Origin of the sequence: Streptomyces sp. NPDC050743, assembly GCF_044456925.1 — a bacterium.
GTDB lineage: Bacteria > Actinomycetota > Actinomycetes > Streptomycetales > Streptomycetaceae > Streptomyces.
Genome location: NZ_JBITGJ010000041.1, coordinates 23,618 through 42,891, shown reverse-complemented (window position 1 = coordinate 42,891; position 19,274 = coordinate 23,618). Strand labels below are relative to the sequence as shown.

Annotated in this window: 19 protein-coding genes; 8 read left to right on the top strand and 11 right to left on the bottom strand. The window is 72.5% G+C overall.

The window, feature by feature from the left end:
* Positions 1–62: 62 nt before the first annotated feature.
* The 4 genes from ACIBJF_RS31170 to ACIBJF_RS31155 all read right to left on the bottom strand — a co-directional run bounded on the left by ACIBJF_RS31170 (position 63) and on the right by ACIBJF_RS31155 (position 4,123).
* Positions 63–455, bottom strand: a complete 393-nt coding sequence (locus ACIBJF_RS31170) for a hypothetical protein (protein ID WP_399178689.1) — start codon at positions 453–455, stop codon at positions 63–65.
* 245 nt (positions 456–700) lie between these two features.
* A complete protein-coding gene (locus tag ACIBJF_RS31165; protein ID WP_399178687.1) occupies positions 701–1,792 on the bottom strand; it encodes a 4-hydroxybenzoate 3-monooxygenase in 1,092 nt (363 codons plus the stop codon).
* 65 nt (positions 1,793–1,857) lie between these two features.
* Positions 1,858–3,501 carry an APC family permease gene (locus tag ACIBJF_RS31160; protein ID WP_399178685.1) on the bottom strand — a complete coding sequence of 548 codons (1,644 nt, stop codon included), beginning with the start codon at positions 3,499–3,501 and terminating at the stop codon, positions 1,858–1,860.
* 214 nt (positions 3,502–3,715) lie between these two features.
* Entirely contained in the window at positions 3,716–4,123 is a 408-nt protein-coding gene (locus tag ACIBJF_RS31155) for a CoA-binding protein (protein WP_399178683.1), read from the bottom strand.
* A gap of 145 nt (positions 4,124–4,268) precedes the next feature.
* Here ACIBJF_RS31155 and ACIBJF_RS31150 point away from each other — a divergent pair, with 145 nt between their 5' ends.
* The 5 genes from ACIBJF_RS31150 (at position 4,269) to ACIBJF_RS31130 (ending at position 10,694) form a co-directional block, all read left to right on the top strand.
* Positions 4,269–5,120 (top strand): hypothetical protein, encoded by an 852-nt coding sequence (locus ACIBJF_RS31150; RefSeq protein ID WP_399178682.1) that lies wholly within the window; start codon positions 4,269–4,271, stop codon positions 5,118–5,120.
* Positions 5,117–5,683, top strand: coding sequence for a SixA phosphatase family protein (locus tag ACIBJF_RS31145; protein WP_399178681.1), 567 nt, complete (start codon positions 5,117–5,119; stop codon positions 5,681–5,683). Before ACIBJF_RS31150 ends, ACIBJF_RS31145 begins: the two co-directional genes overlap by 4 nt.
* Positions 5,684–5,809: 126 nt before the next feature.
* Positions 5,810–6,436, top strand: coding sequence for a YigZ family protein (locus ACIBJF_RS31140; RefSeq protein WP_356305456.1), 627 nt, complete (start codon positions 5,810–5,812; stop codon positions 6,434–6,436).
* A 107-nt stretch (positions 6,437–6,543) separates the two neighbouring features.
* A complete protein-coding gene (locus ACIBJF_RS31135; RefSeq protein ID WP_399178680.1) occupies positions 6,544–7,707 on the top strand; it encodes an exonuclease SbcCD subunit D in 1,164 nt (387 codons plus the stop codon).
* Positions 7,704–10,694: an AAA family ATPase gene (locus ACIBJF_RS31130; protein ID WP_399178678.1), complete on the top strand. Its 2,991-nt coding sequence runs from the start codon at positions 7,704–7,706 to the stop codon at positions 10,692–10,694. Before ACIBJF_RS31135 ends, ACIBJF_RS31130 begins: the two co-directional genes overlap by 4 nt.
* Positions 10,695–10,706: 12 nt before the next feature.
* Here the strand turns inward: ACIBJF_RS31130 and ACIBJF_RS31125 are convergent, their stop codons facing one another.
* Positions 10,707–11,153, bottom strand: a complete 447-nt coding sequence (locus ACIBJF_RS31125; protein WP_399178676.1) for an Lrp/AsnC family transcriptional regulator — start codon at positions 11,151–11,153, stop codon at positions 10,707–10,709.
* A gap of 94 nt (positions 11,154–11,247) precedes the next feature.
* On the opposite strand from ACIBJF_RS31125, the gene ACIBJF_RS31120 reads away from it, so the two are divergent.
* Both ACIBJF_RS31120 and ACIBJF_RS31115 read left to right on the top strand, forming a co-directional pair.
* On the top strand, positions 11,248–11,724 hold the full coding sequence (locus ACIBJF_RS31120; RefSeq protein ID WP_399178674.1) for a rhodanese-like domain-containing protein: 477 nt from the start codon (positions 11,248–11,250) through the stop codon (positions 11,722–11,724).
* A gap of 26 nt (positions 11,725–11,750) precedes the next feature.
* Positions 11,751–12,266 carry an immunity 21 family protein gene (locus ACIBJF_RS31115; RefSeq protein WP_399178672.1) on the top strand — a complete coding sequence of 172 codons (516 nt, stop codon included), beginning with the start codon at positions 11,751–11,753 and terminating at the stop codon, positions 12,264–12,266.
* 6 nt (positions 12,267–12,272) lie between these two features.
* Here the strand turns inward: ACIBJF_RS31115 and ACIBJF_RS31110 are convergent, their stop codons facing one another.
* From ACIBJF_RS31110 to ACIBJF_RS31095, 4 genes are all read right to left on the bottom strand, one after another.
* Entirely contained in the window at positions 12,273–13,493 is a 1,221-nt protein-coding gene (locus ACIBJF_RS31110; protein ID WP_399178670.1) for a cytochrome P450, read from the bottom strand.
* Between the two features lie 34 nt (positions 13,494–13,527).
* Positions 13,528–14,919 (bottom strand): NAD(P)/FAD-dependent oxidoreductase, encoded by a 1,392-nt coding sequence (locus tag ACIBJF_RS31105; protein WP_399178668.1) that lies wholly within the window; start codon positions 14,917–14,919, stop codon positions 13,528–13,530.
* Positions 14,909–15,139 carry a ferredoxin gene (locus tag ACIBJF_RS31100; protein WP_399178666.1) on the bottom strand — a complete coding sequence of 77 codons (231 nt, stop codon included), beginning with the start codon at positions 15,137–15,139 and terminating at the stop codon, positions 14,909–14,911. The genes ACIBJF_RS31105 and ACIBJF_RS31100 overlap by 11 nt, the downstream gene beginning before the upstream one ends.
* A gap of 169 nt (positions 15,140–15,308) precedes the next feature.
* Entirely contained in the window at positions 15,309–15,986 is a 678-nt protein-coding gene (locus ACIBJF_RS31095) for a hypothetical protein (RefSeq protein WP_399178664.1), read from the bottom strand.
* 196 nt (positions 15,987–16,182) lie between these two features.
* On the opposite strand from ACIBJF_RS31095, the gene ACIBJF_RS31090 reads away from it, so the two are divergent.
* On the top strand, positions 16,183–17,025 hold the full coding sequence (locus ACIBJF_RS31090; protein WP_399178662.1) for an SDR family oxidoreductase: 843 nt from the start codon (positions 16,183–16,185) through the stop codon (positions 17,023–17,025).
* Between the two features lie 10 nt (positions 17,026–17,035).
* Here the strand turns inward: ACIBJF_RS31090 and ACIBJF_RS31085 are convergent, their stop codons facing one another.
* Positions 17,036–18,727 (bottom strand): DUF885 domain-containing protein, encoded by a 1,692-nt coding sequence (locus ACIBJF_RS31085; RefSeq protein WP_356305474.1) that lies wholly within the window; start codon positions 18,725–18,727, stop codon positions 17,036–17,038.
* A gap of 52 nt (positions 18,728–18,779) precedes the next feature.
* Positions 18,780–19,265: an Lrp/AsnC family transcriptional regulator gene (locus tag ACIBJF_RS31080; RefSeq protein WP_351807920.1), complete on the bottom strand. Its 486-nt coding sequence runs from the start codon at positions 19,263–19,265 to the stop codon at positions 18,780–18,782.
* Positions 19,266–19,274: the final 9 nt, after the last annotated feature.

The following is a 19,274-nucleotide window of genomic DNA, read 5'->3' as shown; positions in this document are numbered from 1 at the left end:
TCTCGGCGCAGCAAAGAGCGGCGTGACGCTGGCTTGCGTCACGCCGCCCGGGGTATTGGGTGTTACTTCTTGCCGGCGCTGCTGCGCTTCTGAGCGATCTTGTCCCGCACGCGGTAGACCAGCTCGTTCGCGTTGTCGGTCTTGCGACGCTGGAAGGTCAGGCGAGTCTCACGCTCGTGGCAGTAACGACGAGCCTGACGGAAGATCTTCTCCGCTGCCTCGGGGCTGCTCAGCGAAACCACGAACCAGGTCCTGTCGCCACCCTCCCAGGACTCGAAGGCGGTTTCGACGAACTGCGCCACCTGGGCGGGGACCGTGCTCGCACTCTCCACCCGCTTCGGCTGGAGCAGGGCGGCGAAGTCGTCCACCGTTGCCGCAGGTGCGGTGGCCGGCTGAGCGGGGGCGGCCTTGGCGGCAGTGGCGGTCTTGCGGGGCGAGGTCTTGGTCTCGGTCATCGTCTCTTCCTTCGCTTCCGGTTCCTCTGCCGGTCACCCTTGGTGACTTGCTGTTGCATCTCTCGTGATTCGTTCGCCCACGGTTGACGGCATCGCCGGCTGAGGCTGGCTGGCCAGGGTCCTCGGAGCTGTGATCCTGGACGTGATACCAGTGATACGCAGCGAGACTGGACCAAGAGGAGGCTTGAGACTCCGTCGTGCCGGTGAACCGCCTGGTCGAGTGGCCTCCTGGGCCTTCCTGGTGCCTAGGCGGCAACGGGTGAATAGAACTCCTGGTAGTCCCACACCCGGCGCAGACACGCCGCCGAGTAGCCGTCCAGGCCGCTGCCGTCGCCCTTCGTCACGTGTGCCGCGAGCGCGTCGCCGAGGAGGAAGGCGTCGTGCAGGGCCAGGTTCATGCCCTTCGCGGCGATGGGTGCGACCAGATGACCGGCGTCCCCGGCGAGGAACAGCCGCCCGTGGGCGAGGGGTTCGACGACATAGTGGTGCATGTCCAGGACGCGTTTCTCGATCAGCCGGCCCTCGGTGAGCGGGGGCGCTCCGGCCGCGCCGAGCCGCTCGCGCAGCTCGGTCCAGACCCTGTCGTGCGGCCAGTCGTCGGGATCGTCGCCCGGCGGGCACTGGAGGTAGAACCGGGTCAGCTCCGGGCTGCGCGGCATCTGACCGGCGAAACCGCGCGGATGGACGCCGAACAGGACGCAGTCCGTCGACGGCGGGACCTCCGCGAGCAGCGCCAGCCAGCGGATGCCGTCGTCCTGCCGCGCGATCCGCCTGCGCCGTGCGGGTATCGCGTCCCGCGTCACTCCGTGCGCCCCGTCGCAGCCCGCCACGAAGTCGCAGCGCAGCAGCCGCCGTTCACCTGTCTCCGGGCACCGGTACGACACCGCCGGCCGGTCCGAGTCCAGATCGTGCAGCGTGACGTCGCGCACGCCGAAGCGGATGTCGCCGCCGCGTACGTCGGCGTACTCCCGCACCAGGTCCGTCACCAGCAACGGCTGCGGGTAGACGTAGTGATGGCTGCCGGTCAGGTCGGCGTACGGGAAGCGGTACCGCTCGCCGCCGAAGCGGAACTCGCAGGCGCTGTGCGACTCGGCCCGCTCCAGGAGGCGTTCGGACAGTCCGCGCCGGCCGAGTTCGCGCACCGCCCATTCCTCGATGAAACCGGCGCGCGGCCGGGTCTCGATGAACTTCCTGCTCTCGGTCTCCAGGACGACACAGTCGACGGAGGCGGCCCGCAGGCTGCTGCCGACGGTGAGCCCGGCCGGCCCGGCGCCCACGACGACGACCGTACGGCGTTCCTCGGGCGCGGAGTCCAGGTGGGGGGAAGGGGAGATCATCCCCGCATTATGACGGTGTCCCGTCAGCCGGATCCGGCCGACGGGACACCAGGGGAGAGGCGGGGTCAGTGCGCCGGGGCGTCGGTGACCACGACCTCCTCGATGTCGCGCTCGATCTGCTCGGGCGCGGAGGCGGTCGCCTTGGCCCAGTAGTAGATGCCGAGCGAGAAGACGGCGACGACCAGGATGTCCCACCACAGCGGCAGGACACCGTTACCGCCGAAGGTGCTGAGGTAGGACATCACGCCGATGCCCGCCAGGTAGGGGAGCAGCCACTGCGCGGCCTTGAAGTCCAGTCGCGGCGCGTTGGGCAGGTCCTTGCGGATCGCGTACCAGGCGTAGGAGCCGAGCAGCACGTAGCCGATGAGGATCGCGAAGCCCAGGCGCCACAGGGTGTCCCAGCCGGACCAGAAGATGATCAGGTTGGCGACCACGAAGGACAGCGGCGAGATGAAGTTGCCGAAGGGGAGCTTGTACGGACGCTCGTGGTTCGGCAGCCGGTCCGAGAAGACGCCGTACGCGAGCGGAGCGCCCGCGTACATCAGCACGCTCGCCGAGGTGATGAAGCCGACCAGCTCCTGCCAGCTCGGGAACGGCAGGAAGCAGAGCACGCCCGTCACGAACGACATCGCGAGGCCGAACCACGGCACACCGCGCTTGTCCGTCTTGGCGAACACCTTCGGCGCGTAGCCGTTCTTGGCCAGGCCGTAGGAGATGCGGGAGGTGGCGGTGGTGTAGATCAGGCCGGTGCCGCCGGGGGAGATGATCGCGTCGGCGTACAGGACCCAGGCCAGCCAGCCCAGACCGCACAGCGTGGCGAGACCCGCCCAGGGGCCGCTGATGCCGGCGTAGTCCAGGTTCGCCCAGCCCTTGGCGAAGGAGGCGTGCGGCAGGGCGGCGATGAAGACGATCTGGAGCAGGAGGTAGATCACGGCGCCGATGGCGACCGAGCCGAGCGTCGCGCGCGGCAGGTCACGCTTCGGGTTGCGGCTCTCACCGGCCAGCTGGATCGCCTGCTCGAAGCCGAGCAGCGCGAAGATGATGCCGCTGGAGCTGATCGCGCCGAGAACGCCCGCGGCGCCCTTGGGTGCGAAGCCCTCGGAGGTGAAGTTGCCCGGGTGGAAGTTGCCGATCGCGATGACGAAGATCGCCGCGAGCGGGACCGCGATCTTCCACCAGGTGGCAGCGCTGTTGGTGTGCGCCAGGACGCGGACGCCGAGGAAGTTGACCGCGACGAACACGGCCATGAGGAGCACCGCGACGACGATGCCGCTGGTGGTCAGCGTGCCGTTGGCGTTCTGCAGCCCGTCGGCGAAGTGCCAGTGCTTGGCGTAGCCGATCATGGCCTCGACCTCGATCGGGGCCACCGTCGCGGCCTGCAGCCAGGAGAACCAGCCGAAGGACATGCCGGCCAGGCCACCGAAGGCGTAGTGCGGGTAACGGGCGGTGCCGCCCGCCACCGGGAACATGCCGCCGAGCTCGGCGTGCACGAGGGCGAGCAGCACGATCGCCACCGCGCCGATCATCCACGAGATGATCGCGGCGGGGCCGGCCGCGACGACGGCCTTCTCGGCACCGAAGAGCCAGCCGGAGCCGATGATGGAACCCACCGATGCCCACATCAGGCCGATGAGTCCCACATCTCGGCGCAGGCCGCCGCCGGTGTCGCTTGTGGCTACCGGCGTAGCAGCCTGGTCGACTTTCGCCATGTCTAGTGGCCTCTCAGATCTATACGCAGCGTTAACGAGCAAGGAGGCCATAGGCTAGGGACGCTTTCCGAGTCAGCAAAAGAGTGTTAACCAAAATTTGACCCGGGATCTCCGGTGTCTTGGGCGCACACTCGGTCACGGGGTTGTCACAGGTCAGATGCCTAGTCGGAATGTCAATATTCAGCGCCCAATTGTGAGTAGAAGGAGAGATTCGTTAGCCCAGAAGGGGAATTTCGATCGCCGGACAGCGGTCCATGACCATGTCAAGCCCGGCCGCCCGGGTCCGCTCGAAGGCGGCTTCGTCCACGACACCGAGCTGGAACCACACCGCTCGTGCACCCTTGGTCACGGCCTCGTCGGCCACCGCGCCGGCCAGCTCGCCGTTGACGAAGACGTCGACCACGTCGACCTCGAAGGGGATGTCCGCGAGGGAGGCGTACCCCCGCTCGCCGTGCACGGTCTCCGCCTTCGGGTGCACGGGCACGATCCGCTTGCCGAACCGCTGGAGCACCTGCGCCACCCCGTACGCGGCCCTGCTCCGGTTGGTGGACAGGCCGACCACCGCCCAGGTGTCGCCCAGCTCGGTCAGGATCCTGCGGATCGTCGCTTCGTCGCCGTACACGGCCGCCTCCTCGGGGCTGCGGGAAACTGTTCCCCTGGGCAACAGCACCCCGGCGGTGCGGATTCCCGGTCCGCCACCCCGCCACCATGTCCGGAATGGACACCAGATGCCTGCGTACGACCGTTCAGCCGCCTACGCTCAACCCGTGCTGCGCATCCTCGACGCCCGAACCGGTGAGCCCGTCCCCGCCGCGCCCGCCCGCCGCGGCCTGACCCGCGTCGAGGCCCACCCCTGTGACCCCGGCCCGACGGCCCTGCGCGTGCTGCTCACCGCCGACCTCCTGGTCCGCGCCCTGGAACTGGGCGGCACACCGGTCTGGGCCACCCTCGCCGCACCCCACCGCCCCGCCGACCTGCGCACCGCCGCGACCACTCTGTCCATCCGCCCCTTCGAGGACGCCCACGACGTCACGCCGGGGCTGGGCGAGGCGCAGACGCTCCACGTGACGTCCGAATCCCCGAACGCCTCGGGCGGGGGGCCGGTGGTGTGGGTCGCACCGGTGGAGTGGACGGGGGAGGTGATGGGCGGGCAGGAAGTGGATGCTGCAGGCCATTCCCCCGACTCCGCTCTGGGCCACGCTTCCGAGCCCGCTCCCGGCCGCGCCCCCGAGCCCACCTCCCAGCCCCTTGCCCACCCCGCGCTCCGGAACCTCCTCTCCGACCCCGCTGCCCTCCGGCTCGCTCTGCTCTCCGTGCCGCGCGGCGAGCCAGTGCGGCTGGACTCCGGCGTGCTGGAGGAGGCCGCCGGGCGGCTTGCGCGGTGGCGGCGGGCCGTGGCCGGATGGGCTCGTCAGCCCTCGCGGTCCGTGCCCGACGAGGTGCGGGCCCGGCTGCGTTCCGCGTGGGAGGACGACCTCGACCTGCCTGGAGTGCTGCAGGTGCTGCGGGACGTGGAGAGCGCTCCGGAGCTGCCCGACGGAGCCCGCTTCGAGACCTACGTCTACGCCGACCGCCTGCTGGCCCTCGACCTCGCCCGTGACCTCGGGAGCCCGGCGTGACCGGGCGGGCGGGTACGGGCCCGCTGCGCCGGCTGGTGGTCCTGCGGCACGCCAAGTCCGCTTGGCCCGAGGGCGTCGAGGACCACCGCAGGCCGCTCGCGCCGCGCGGCCTGCGCGACGCCCCGGCCGCCGGACGCGCCCTCGCCGAGGCCGACTGCCTGCCCGACCTCGCCCTGTGCTCCCCGGCGGTGCGCGCCCGCCGCACCTGGGAGCTGGCCTCCGCCGAGTGGGGCACCCCACCGCCGGTGCGGTACGACCGGCGGTTGTACGCGGCCGGCGCACCGGAGTTGCTGGAGGTGGTCCGCGAGGCGCCGCCCGAGGTCGAGACGCTGCTGGTGGTCGGGCACAACCCCGGTCTTGAGGAGCTGGTCCTGGAGCTGGCGCGGGACGGCCTCGAGGACACACTGGAGCGGGTGCGGACGAAGTTCCCGACGTCCGCGATCGCCGTCCTGTCCTGGTACGGCAACGGCTGGCCCGCCCTCGACCCAGGAGCGGCCCTCCTGACCTCGTTGATCGTGGCGCGCGGCAAGAAGAACGGCAAGAAGGACGGGAAGAGGAAGTAGGCCCACGCGCGCGTACGCGGGCCCGAGCCGTGACGGCCGGTACGCGGGCGTGCCCGGCCGTCCGTGCCCCCACCGCCGGTATGCGCCCGTCGCCACCCACTCCGCGTCACCACATAGGCTTGCGGGATGCAGGACGAGTACCGCACAGTCGCCCGCGCGGGCGTGCACGAGACCGAGATCAACCGCTCCCGCTTCCTGTGCGCCCTCGCCCCGGCCGCCACCGAGCAGGAGGCGCAGGACTTCATCGCCTCCGTGCGCAAGGAGCACGCCGACGCCACCCACAACTGCTGGGCGTACGTCATCGGCGCCGACGCCTCCGTGCAGAAGGCCAGCGACGACGGCGAACCGGGCGGCACCGCCGGCGTCCCCATGCTGCAGATGCTGCTGCGCCGTGAGATGCGCTACGTCGTCGCGGTCGTCACCCGCTACTACGGAGGAGTCAAGCTCGGCGCCGGCGGACTCATCCGCGCCTACGGCGGCGCGGTCGGCGAGGCCCTCGACACCCTCGGCACGATCACCCGCCGCCGCTTCCGGCTGGCCACGGTGACCGTCGACCACCAGCGCGCCGGAAAGGTCCAGAACGACCTGCGCGCCACCGGCCGTGAGGTGCGCGACGTCCGCTACGCCGAGGCGGTCACCATCGAGATCGGTCTGCCGGACGCGGACGTGGACGCCTTCCGCGCCTGGCTCGCCGATGTGACGGCGGGTACGGCCGGGTTCGAACTGGGCGGCGAGGCCTACGGAGATGCCTGACACCTCGGACTAATTCTGGCAAACAGCGACAAAGTTGACCGGTTGTGTCGGGTCGATACAGGAGTAACCGCCCGTGATGTCAGACCCGGCCGTTAGTCTCGGGGATCATGAGACTCCTGCACACGTCCGACTGGCATCTCGGCCGGGCCTTCCACCGGGTGAACATGCTCGGGGCCCAGGCCGAGTTCATCGGTCACCTCGTCACCACCGTGCGCGAGCGCGAGGTGGACGCGGTGGTCGTGTCGGGCGATGTGTACGACCGCGCGGTGCCCCCGCTCGCCGCCGTCGAGCTGTTCGACGACGCCCTGCACCGCCTCGCGGACCTCGGCGTGCCCACGGTGATGATCTCCGGCAACCACGACTCGGCCCGCCGGCTCGGCGTCGGCGCCGGGCTCATCGGTCGCGCGGGCATCCATCTGCGCACCGAGCCGTCGGCCACCGGCACCCCCGTCGTGCTCACCGACGCGCACGGGGACGTCGCGTTCTACGGGCTGCCGTATCTCGAACCCGCCCTGGTGAAGGATGAGTTCGCGGTGGAGAAGGCCGGTCACGAGGCGGTGCTCGGCGCCGCCATGGACCGCGTCCGTGCCGACCTCGCCACGCGCGCGCCCGGCACCCGCTCGGTCGTCCTCGCCCACGCCTTCGTCACCGGCGGACAGGCCAGCGACAGCGAGCGGGACATCACCGTGGGCGGGGTCGCCGCCGTACCGGCCGGGGTCTTCGACGGCGTCGACTACGTGGCGCTCGGCCATCTGCACGGCTGCCAGACCATCACCGAGCGCGTGCGCTACTCGGGCTCCCCGCTCGCGTACTCCTTCTCGGAAACCGACCACCGCAAGAGCATGTGGCTGGTGGACCTCGGCGGCGACGGCTCCGTCCGCGCCGAGCGCGTGGACTGCCCGGTGCCGCGCCCGCTGGCCCGAGTCAAGGGCGCGTTGGACGACCTCCTCGCCGATCCCGCGCTGGCCCGCCACGAGGACGCCTGGGTCGAGGCCACCGTCACCGACGCGGTCCGCCCCGCCGACCCCATGGCCCGGCTCACCGAGCGCTTCCCGCACACCCTCAGCCTCGTCTTCGCCCCGGAGCGCGCCTCGGACGACCCCCAGGTGTCGTACGCCCGGCGCCTCGCGGGCCGCAGCGACCAGCAGATCGCCGAGGACTTCGTCGCCCATGTGCGCGGCGCCGGGCCCGACGAACGGGAGGCTTCCGTGCTGCGCGAGGCCTTCGACGCGGTGCGCGCCGACGCCGCCGTGCGGGAGGTGGCCCGATGAGGCTGCACCGGCTCGACATCACCGCCTTCGGGCCCTTCGGCGGCTCCCAGAGCGTCGACTTCGACGCCCTGTCCGCCGCCGGGCTCTTCCTGCTGCACGGCCCCACCGGCGCCGGCAAGACCTCCGTCCTGGACGCCGTCTGCTACGCCCTGTACGGCTCCGTACCCGGCGCCCGGCAGAGCGGCCAGGGCATGCACCTGCGCAGCGACCACGCCGAGCCGCGCACCCGCACCGAGGTCCGCCTCGACCTCACCGTCGCCGGCCGCCGCCTGGAGATCACCCGACAGCCGCCCTGGGAGCGGCCCAAACTGCGCGGCACCGGCACCACCGTCGACAAGGCCCAGACCTGGCTGCGCGAGTACGACAGCGCGGCCGGCGCCTGGAAGGACAGCAGCCGCTCCCACCAGGAGATCGGCGAGGAGATCGCCCAGCTGCTCGGCATGAGCCGCGAGCAGTTCTGCCAGGTCGTGCTGCTGCCCCAGGGCGACTTCGCCCGCTTCCTGCGCGCCGACGCCGAGGCCCGCGGCCGGCTGCTGGGCCGCCTCTTCGACACCCAGCGCTTCGCCGACGTCGAAAAGCGCCTCGCCGAGCGTCGCCGCGCCACCGAGGCACGCGTGCGTGAGGGCGACGCGGCGCTGCTCGCCGACGCCCACCGCATGCAGCAGGAGGCCGGCGACGCCATGGAGCTGCCCGAGCTGGCCCCCGGCGATCCCGGCCTGGCCGACGCCGTGCTCGGCGCCGCAGCCGTCGCCCGCGCCACCGCCCGGGAACGGCTCACCGTCGCCCACTGCCGGCTCGCCGCCGCGGAGTCCGCCCACGCCGCGACCCGGCGCGCCCTGGACGACGTACGCGAACTCGCCCGGCTGCAGAGCCGGTTCGCCGAGGCCCGGCAGCGCGCCGAGCGGCTCCAGGAGCGGGCCAGCGCCCATCAGGAGGCCCAGCGGCGCATGGAGCGCTCCCGCAAGGCGGAGGCGGTCGCGCCCGCGCTGGAGCTGCGCGAGGCCGCCGAGGAGGAGCACCGCAGGGCGGCCTCTGCCGAGGCACGCACGCGTGGCATGCTCCCCGACTCCTACGCCGACGCGGGCGCGGCCGGACTCGCCGCCGCCGCCCGTCGGACCGCCGAGGAACTGGGCGGGCTGGAGGCGGCCCGGCGGGCCGAGCAGCGGCTCGCCGAACTGGCCGAGGAGCGGTCCGGACTCGACCGCCAGGAGCGCGCCGACGAGGACGTGCTCCGCGACGCCGAGACCTGGCTCGCCGAGTGGGACGCCACCCGCGCGGCGCTGCAGGCCCGCGTCGACTCCGCCCAGGAGGCCGCCACCCGCGCCGAACAGCTCGCCGTCCAGCGGGAGCCGATGCGCGGGCGCCTCGACGCGGCCCGCACCCGGGACCAGCTGGCCGCGGACCTCGAGGACGCCCAGCGCCGGGCGCTCACCTCCGAGCAGCGCGGCCTCGACGCCCGCGCCCACTGGCTGGACCTGAAGGAACAGCGCCTGAACGGCATCGCCGCCGAACTGGCCGCCCACCTCACCGACGGCGAGCCCTGCGCCGTCTGCGGAGCCACCGAACACCCGGCGCCGGCCCGCAAGGTCGCCGGACACGTCGACCGCGAGACCGAGGACCGGGCCCTCGCCGCCTACCAGCGCGCCGAGGAGCAGCACACGGAGGACCAGCGGCGGCTCGGCGTCGTCCGCGAGGCCCTGGCCGCCGCCACCGCCGAGGCCGGCGACACGCCCACCGCCCAACTCGAAGAGGCAGCAGCCGAGTTGGAGCACGAGTACGTCCGCGCCCGCCGCGACGCCTCCGCGCTGCACGCCGCGCACGAGGAGCTGCGGCGCGCCGAGTACGAGCGCGAGCAGCGCTTCGCCGACCGCCAGCAGGCCGCCGTACGGGCCGCCTCCCGGCTCACCCGGCGCGAGACCCTGGAGCGTGAACAGGACCAGCTGGAAACGGAGTTGACCAAGGCGCGCGGCACCTCCGGCAGCGTGGCCGCACGCGCCGCGCAGCTGGAGCGGCAGACGGTGCTGCTCACCGACGCCGCCGACGCCGTACGCGCCGCCGAGGATGCCGCCCAGCGCCTGAAGGACGCCGACGCCCGCCTCGCCGACGCCGCCTACCGGGCCGGTTTCGACACCCCGCAGGACGCGGCCGCCGCCCTCCTGGACGCCGCGGCCCACCGCGAGCTGCAGCACCGCCTGGACGCCTGGCAGGCCGAGGAGGCCGCCGTACGCGCGGTGCTGGCGGAGGCCGACACCGCGGCCGCCGCCCAGCGCCCGCCCGCCGACCCGGCCACGGCCGAGCGCGCGGCCGCCACGGCCGAACACCTGCTGCGCGAGGCGGCGTCCGCGCGCGACGCGGCGGCCCGCTGCTGCGCCGAACTCGACCGCCTCTCCGCGCGCGCCGGCCAGGCCGTACGCCGGCTCGCCCCGCTCCGCGAGGAGTACGACCGGGTCGCCCGCCTCGCCGCCCTCACCGCGGGCACCTCCGCCGACAACGAACGCAAGATGCGCCTGGAGTCGTACGTGCTCGCGGCCCGCCTGGAGCAGGTCGCCGCCGCCGCGACCGCGCGGCTGCAGCGCATGTCCTCGGGCCGCTACACCCTCGTGCACTCCGACGACCGCACCGGGCGCGGCCGCAGCGGGCTCGGGCTGCACGTGGTCGACGCCTGGACCGGACGCGAACGCGACACCGCCACCCTGTCCGGCGGCGAGACCTTCTTCGCCTCCCTCGCCCTCGCCCTCGGCCTCGCGGACGTCGTCACCGACGAGGCCGGCGGCATCCGCCTCGACACCCTCTTCATCGACGAGGGCTTCGGCAGCCTCGACGACCAGACCCTCGACGAGGTCCTCGACGTCCTGGACTCCCTGCGCGAACGCGACCGCAGCGTCGGCATCGTCAGCCACGTCCCCGACCTGCGCCGCCGGATCCACGCACAGCTGGAGGTCGTCAAGGGCAGAGCGGGGTCGGCGCTGCGGCAGCGGGGGGTCTGACCAGGTACCGGGTCAGCGGCCCAGCGCGCGCCGGGGCAGGGGTGAGGAGTACACCACGCTGGTGGTCACCGAGCCCAGCGCGCCGATCTTCCCGGAGATCTCCTCCAGGTGCGTCATGGACCGGGCGGCGACCTTGATGACGAAGCAGTCGTCGCCCGTCACATGGTGCGCCTCCAGGATCTCGGGCGTCGCGGCCACCAGGTCGTGGAACGGCTTGTAGTTGCCGTTCGGATAGCGCAGCCGTACGAACGCCAGGATCGGCAGCCCGAGCCGCTCGGGGTCCACGACCGCCGCGTACCCCTGGATCACGCCCGCCTCCTCCAGCCGCCGGACCCGTTCGGTGACGGCGCTCGGCGACATGGAGACGGCCCGCGCCAGCTCGGCGTAGCTGGCCCGCCCCTCCCGCTGGAGGACCTCGAGAATGCGCCAGTCGGTGGCGTCCGGGGAATACACGGTCATCCCGGATGGATAGCAGGGGAATCCCGGCCTGGGCAACGGCAAGGCCGTGGATTCTCACTTCAGGCAGCGCATTCGGGATCGTAGATTTACAGCCATGATCACCAAGTCTTCCGCGAACCCCGTCCTGCGCGTCGCCCCCGCCGCCCCCGCCGAGGCCGCGGCCTACTTCCGGGCGAGCCTGGCCTTCCACGCCGACGTCTCCGACGTGGCCGCGGCGCTCGCGGCCGGCGGCGACCCCGGCTTCGTCGTCGTGGACTCCCGCTCGACCGAGTCCTGGGATCAGGGCCACATCCCCGGCGCCGTCCACCTGCCCACCGCGCTCATCCCCGAGCAGGCCGGGCAGCTCCTGGACAAGTCCGTGCCGGTGGTGACGTACTGCTGGGGACCGGGCTGCAACGGCGCCACCCGCGCCGCCCTCGCCCTCGCCGAACTCGGCTACCAGGTCAAGGAGATGCTCGGCGGCTTCGAGTACTGGGCGCGCGAGGGCTTCGCCTACGAGACCTGGCAGGGGCCCGCACAGCGCGACGCCGACCCCCTGACCGCGCCCGTCGAAGGCGAGTGCGGCTGCTGATCGACACCCGTGTAGGTTCTCTGCCCATGGCTCGATACGCGGATCCAGGCGCGCTGGAGTGGGTGGAATCGGGCGGCGGCCCGCTGATAGCCGTCCCGGAGACGGTGCTGCCGTTCTGGACGGGCGCCGACAGCGAGGAACTCGACACGGACTACGACCGGGCGTGCGAGGTCGACGGTTACGTCGGTCTGCTGCCCGTCGGCGACAGCGCGGCCCTGGTGTTCGGCGACGAACCCGCCGCCACCTCGTATCTGCCGGACCACGCCACCTTCGTACGGTGGTCCGCCGCGAACTCCGAGGCGGAACTCCTCGCCGGTGTCCCCGCCGCCCTGGACACTGCGGTGTGGGGGAGCGAGGTGCACTGGCGGGTGCCCGGGCCGGTGCTGCTGTTCGACTCGGCCTGGCCCGGGCAGGCGGCCGGCCGCAACGAGCACCTCCGGGTGCCGCTGGAGGCGGGCACGTACACGGTGCGGGCCGCGTACGTGCAACCGGGGCCGGAGACCTGGGTCGGGCTGGTGCGGCTCAGCCGGCTCGCGCACTGACCGGGGTCAACGCAGGCCGTCGAAGGCGATGTCGAGGTGCCGGGGGCCGCGCAGCACCGCGTTCTGCCGGTACGGCGGCGGGTCCTCGACCAGACGGGGATTCTCCAGCCGCCGGGCCAGATCGGACAGGGCGATCTGGGCCTCCAGCCGGGCCAGCGGGGCGCCGAAGCAGCTGTGGATCCCGCTGCCGAACCCCAGGTGCTGGATGTCCTGACGGTCCGGGTCGAAGCGGTCGGGGTCCTTGAAACGCTCCGGGTCGCGGTTGCCCGCGGCCAGGACGAGCCAGATGCGTGAGCCCTTGGGAATGGTCACCCCGTGCACCTCGATGTCGGTGATGCAGGTGCGCTGCGGCAGGAGCTGCACCGGCGGCTCGTAGCGCAGCAGTTCCTCCACGATCCTGACCGACAGGCCGGGGTCGTGGCGCAGCCGCTCCAGGACCTCCGGGTGGCGCAGCAGCGTGAGCATGCCGTTGGTGATGAGGTTGACGGTCGTCTCGTGACCGGCGATGAGCAGCAGCACCGCCGTGCTGAGCACTTCCATCGTCGTCATGGCGCCGACCGGACCCCTGCTGTCCACCAGGTCGGACAGCATGTCGTCGCGAGGCTCCTTGGCACGCTGCTCCACCAGCCCGTTGAGGTACATGCCGAGCTGCAGCCGTGCCTCCTGCGCGGTCCGCTCGGAGTCGGCGCTGGTGCGGGAGTCGGGGTCCAGGCCGGCGACGATCGGGTCGACCCAGGCACGGAAGCGGGGCTCGTCCTCGCGCGGCACCCCGAGCAGCCGGCAGATCACGGTCACCGGGAACGGGTAGGCGAACTGGTCGACCAGGTCGACCTGCCGCGCGTCCCCGAAGCCGTCGATCAGCCCGGTGACGATCTCCCCCAGATCGCTCCGCAGGTTCTCGATCCGCCGCGGCCGGTGCGGCGGCCCGAAGGAGCTGTTGGCGATCCGCCGCAGCCGGTCGTGCTCCGGCGGATCGAGCCGGATGAAGCTCGGGGGCAGCCCGGTGGCCTCCTGCCCGGACAGCTCGTCGTCCCCGCCGGCGGTCACGTTGGCGGCGTCGGAGCTGATCCGCGGGTCGTGGAGCAGGGCCTCGATGTCGTAGTACGTGCTGATGACGTAGGGGCCGTCCTCCTCGTGGAGCACCGGCGTCCTGCGGAGCTCCTCGTAGATCGGGTACGGGTTGGCGCGGTTCGCGAAGTCGGTGATCTGGCGCAACATCGACGGCATGACAGGTCCTTGAAGCGTCGGAGCCGGGCGGCGGTCAGTGGCGGGCGGGGTGGAAGAGCAGCTGCTGCTCGGAGGGCGAGTAGCCGCTGAGGGTCACCATGGGGCCGTGGGTCGGCAGGGACGGGTCGGGGAAGTCGGCATCCACCGGCTGCCGGCCCTCGGGACGCCGGTCCACCGTCGGGAACTCCACGGGGAAGGGCGCGCCCCGCTCGATCTGCCGCTGGTAGAACTCCAGCCACCGCGTGTTGTCGAAGCTCACCGCGGCCACGATGCGGCCCTGATGGCCGTAGACACCGACGAACCTGCGCTCGGCCAGTGAACCCTGCGTGATCATGAGCTGCTCGCCCATGGGCGGCACTCCGACCGACTTGACGTTCACGCCGAACATCGAGGACCAGAAGGCGGGCATCCACAGGTGCGGGCGCCGGTCGGCGCCGTGGCAGATCATGTTGTGCGCCGCCGTCTCCGCCTGCGCCACGGCGTTGCCCCAGTGCTCCAACGACAGGAACTGGTAGCCGAACAGGGCGTGCGGGGACCGCGCCACGTCACCCGCGACGAAGACGTCGTCGGTGACGATGCCCCGGAAGTCGAAGGCCCGGCACCCGGCGTCACAGGCGATGCCCCGGGGCCCCGCGCCGAGCCCCGACCCGGACAGCCAGTCGGTGTTGCGCACCGACCCCAGCGACACGAGCACGACATCCGCCTCGACGCTGCTCTCGTCGGACAGATGGACGACCCGCACCCGGCCGGCCGAGTCGCCCTCCAGCCCCGTCACCGTGACCCGGGTGCGCAGATCGACGCCGTTCTCGGTCTGCAGGTCGGCGGCGACCGCACCGATCACCCCGCCGAGCGCGCCCACCAGCGGCGCACCCGCCCGCTCCGCCACGGTGACGGACAGGCCCATCTCCCGGCAGGCCGAGGCGACCTCCGAACCGGCGAAACCCGCGCCGATGACGAACACCCGGCGCGGCCCCGCCTTCAGCCGCTGGTACAGGTCGGCCGCGTCGTCCCGCGTCCGCAGCAGGCAGACGCCGTCCAGCCGGGCCTCCTCCTCCTTCGGCCAGGGCCGGGCGCGGACGCCGGTCGCGATGAGCAGCCGGTCGTACTCCACCTCGTCCCCGTCGGCCAGCCGGACCCGCTTGGCCGCCAGGTCCAGGCCGGTCGCCTGGACACCGAGCCGCCACTTGGCGTCGATCTCCCGGCGGTGCGGCAGCTCGGTGCGGTGCGGGGACGCCCGGCCCAGCAGGACGGACTTGGACAGCGGCGGCCGGTCGTACGGTTCGTACGGTTCGTCACCGATCAGGGTCAGCTCACCGGTGAAGCCCTCGGCGCGCAGCGTCTCGGCGGCCCGCAGACCCGCCAGCGAGGCGCCGACGACGACGATCCGGCCTTCGCGCCGTAGCCACTCGACGTAGTCAGCGGCCATCGGACGCCTCCTGGCCGTCTGCCATGTCGTCCAGCCCGTCCGCGATGATCGCCTGCACCGGGCAGGCGGCGACGGCGCGGGCCAGCCGTTCCCGCTGTTCCTCGGGGGCGTGCGGGTTGTAGATCAGCGCCTCTTCGCCGTGCAGGGCGAAGACGTCGGGCGCGAGGAACGCGCACTGGGCGTATCCCTGACATTTGTTGAGATCGACGACGAGCCGCATCGACGCTCAGCCCTTCCGGTGGCCAGGTCCGGCGAGCGCCGGCCGTATCGCGCGGCATTCCCGGACGGCGGTCATGTCCCCTTGTCAGCATGAGTCCGGTGCGGCGAGATCGCCCGTCGGGGAACCCGTCCAGGGCGGCGGCCAGGCCGTGGCGCACCTCTTCGCTCCGTCACGCGCGGGGCGCGGGAAGCACCCGGGGGCGACCGCTCGCCAGCAGGATGTGGACACTGAGCACCAGCGACCAGCCCGGGAAGACCAGCTCCGACCAGGGCACGTTGCTCGAGACGAAGAGCAGGGTCAGGGCGGTGAGGAAGCCCAGGGCGGTGAGCCGGCGGGGCAGGACCCCGAGACGGTGGCCGATCATCGACACGACCGACACGAAGACGGCCGCCATCCGCATCGCGTACCCCGTCATCATCGTGTACGCGAAGTGGCGGCCGAAGTCCCACGACGCGGGCGCGGGCGCGGTGCCGGCCGGGTGCGCGACCGAGAGCACGGCACCGGCCGCCGCGGCGGCGCCGAACAACGTGGCCGTGAAGACCAGGCCGCTGCCCAGGAGCACGGTGGCCAGAAACCTGTCCTCGACCGCACCGACATGTGCCCGGATCGTGCCCATGAACCACAGGAAGAAGATGTCGGCGAACGGCACGAGCGCGAGGGCCGTCTGCAGTGCGCCGCGCCGCGCGGAGTCGGTGAACCCCTGGGCGGTCACCGCGTCGGCTCCCTCGGGCATCCCCAGCCGGACCAGGACGATGGTCGCCGTCAGCAACAGCGCGAACACGACTCCGGCCAGCCCTGCGGCCCGTGGCGTCTGCAGCGCCTGCTGTGCCGACCCCTTCCGCTGCATGCCGGCCCGCCTCCTCCGCCTCGCCTCGGGCACCAGCTAGCCCCCACGCGGCCGCGCACGCCACCGGGGACGGCCGGACGGCCGATGGATGTGCGGTACGACGGGATGACGCCGGGGACCTACGGCGCCGCCTGCTGGTAGCACCCGCCCGAATTCGTTCGCGCCCCGCTGCCCAGGCCCCCTAGGGTGATCCGTCATGCCTGCGAACAAGCTCCCCGCCCCGGAAGAGCTGCGCCGCGACCCGTTGCCCCTGCGCCGCCGTACCGCCCTTGTCACCGGGGCGAGTCGGCGGGCCGGGATCGGGCATGCCGTGGCGCGGCGGTTGGCGGCGTACGGGGCGAGTGTGTATCTGCATCACCATGTGCCGCACGACGCCGCGATGCCGTGGGGCGCCGACAGTCCCGAGGCCGTCGTCGGCTCCGTGCGTGCCGTGCTCGGCGACCCCGCGGCCCGCGTCGTCTGCGGACCCGGCGACCTCGCCGACCCGGCGGAACCTGCCCGGCTGATCGACACGGTCGTCGGTGAGTTCGGCCGGCTGGACATCCTCGTCGCCAACCACGCCCTCAGCGGCTCGGACGGCACCCTGGACGAGATCGACGCCGCGATGCTCGACGCGCACTGGGCGGTCGACACCCGATCGGTGCTGCTGCTCGTCCAGGCCTACGCCCGCTCGCGCGCCCGGCTGCCCGAGGGCACTCCCGGCGGGCGGGTGGTGCTGATGACCTCCGGGCAGGACCTCGGCGGCGGCATGCCCGGCGAGATCGCCTACGCCCTCCAGAAGGGCGCCCTCGCCTCGGTCACCCGCTCCCTGTCGGGCGCGCTGGCCGGGCACGGCATCACGGTGAACGCCGTCAATCCGGGCCCGGTGGACACCGGTTACGCCACCGGCGAGGCCCATGCCGCCGTGGCCGCCCGCTTCCCCGGCGGACGCTGGGGCCTCCCCGACGACCCGGCCCGCCTCATCGCGTGGCTGGCCACCGACGAGGCCGGCTGGATCACCGGGGAGGTCATCAACTCGGAAGGCGGCTTCCGGCGCTGACGCCGGGCGGTCAGAGCCGGGCCAGCTCGTCCACCAGGTCGTCCAGGCCCAGCGAACCCTGCGACAGGGCCGCCATGTGCCAGGCCTTCAGGTCGAACGCGTCGCCGTGCCGCTCGCGCGCCTTCTCCCGGCCCAGCAGCCACGCCCGCTCACCGAGCTTGTAGCCGATCGCTTGGCCCGGAATCGTCAGATACCGGGTCAGCTCGCTCTCCACGAAGTCCGCCGGCCGGCTGCTGTGCGCACCGAAGAACTCCTGCGCCAGCTCCGGCGTCCACCGCTCACCGGGGTGGAACGGCGAGTCGGCGGGGATCTCCAGCTCCAGGTGCATGCCGATGTCCACGATCACCCGGGCCGCCCGCATCATCTGCGCGTCCAGGTAGCCGAGCCGCTCCTCGGGATTGGTGAGGTAGCCCAGCTCGTCCATCAGCCGCTCCGCGTACAGCGCCCAGCCCTCGGCGTTGGCGCTGACCCCGCCGATCGTGGCCTGGTAGCGGGAGAGGTTCTCCGCCACGTGCGCCCACTGCGCGAGCTGGAGGTGATGCCCGGGCACGCCCTCGTGGTACCAGGTCGAGACCAGGTCGTAGACCGGGAAGCGGGTCTGTCCCATGGTGGGCAGCCAGGTGCGGCCGGGGCGGGAGAAGTCCTCCGACGGAGGCGTGTAGTAGGGGGCGGCGGCGCCGCCCGGCGGGGCGATGCGCGACTCCACCTTCCGCACCCGCTCGGCGAGTTCGAAGTGCGTGCCGTCCAGGTCCTCGATGGCCTTGTCCATCAGGCCCTGCAGCCACTCCCGCACCTCCTCCACACCCTCGATGTGCCGGCCGTGCTCGTCGAGGTGCGCCAGCGCCACCCAGGGGGTCTCGGCGCCGGGCAGGATCTTCTCCGCCTCCTGCTTCATCTCGCCGAGGATCCGGTGGAACTCCGCCCAGCCGTAGGCGTACGCCTCGTCGAGGTCCAGGTCGGTGCCGTTGAAGTAGCGGGACCAGCGTGCGTACCGCTCGCGGCCCACCGTGTTCGGGGCGCCCTCGATACCCGGCGCGTACACGTCCCGCAGCCAGTCCCGCAGCTCCACCAGGGCCGCGGTCGCCGCGCGGGCCGCCTCGTCCAGCTCCGCGCGCAGCGCCTGAGGGCCGGCGGCGGCGAAGTCCTCGTACCAGCCACGGCCCTTGCCGTCCGTGTCCGTCCACTCGGTGAGCTGACCGATGTACGTCGCCGTCGGCCGCGGCGCCGCGAACAGCTTGCGGTCCAGGCCGAGTTGCAGCGACTCACGGTAGCCCGCGAGCGCGCCCGGCACCGCGCGCAGCCGCTCGGCGATCGCCGCCCAGTCCTCGTCCGTCTGCGCCGGCGTGACGGTGAAGATGTCCCGCACCGAGTGGCCCGGCGTGGCCATGTTGCCGACCGCGCGCAGGTGCTCGTCCGCCTCGTGCACGGCGAGTTCGGCGGTCAGCCGCTCCCGCAGCAGCCGCCCGCAGCGCCGCTCCGCGTCACTGTCCGCCCCCGGCTGCCGCTCGGCCTCGTCCAGCTTCGCGAGCGTGGTCCGCGCCAGCTCCGCGAGGGCCGCCTGGCCCGCGGGCGAGTAGTCGGGCAGCCGGCTCGAACTCTCCTTCACACCGAGGTAGGTACCGGTGACCGGGTCGAGGGCGATGAGGTCGTCCACGTACGCGTCTGCCACCTGGCGGGGCAGCGGGCTCTTGGTCTCAGACATGGGCCCATCCTCGTACGAGAAGGATCACCGCGTCACCCACGTATGGGGGGATTCAGCTCTGGGCGTGGCCGGGCGGCAGCAGCGGCCCGCAGTCCCACTGCTGGAAGATCAACCGGGTCTCCACGCGGGCCACCTCGCGCCGCGCGGTGAACTCGTCGAGCACCAGCCGCTGCAGATCGGCCATGTCCGCGACGGCCACATGCACCAGATAGTCGTCCGGTCCGGTCAGGTGGAACACGGTCAGGGTCTCCGGCAGTGCCCGGATCCGTTCCACGAACGGCCCGACGAGCTCCCGCCGGTGGGGCCGCACCTGCACCGACAGCAGCGCCTGGAGCCCGCGCCCCAGCTTGGCCGGATCCAGCCGCAGCTGGTGGCCGAGGATCACGCCGGAGCGGCGCAGCCGGGTCACCCGGTCCAGACAGGTCGACGGCGCCACGCCCACCTGCGCGGCCAGATCGCGATAGGTGGTCCGGGCGTCGTTCTGCAGCAGTCGCAGCAGATGGAGGTCCACCGGATCCAGTACGACAGATTCGGCCATGGGCCGAAC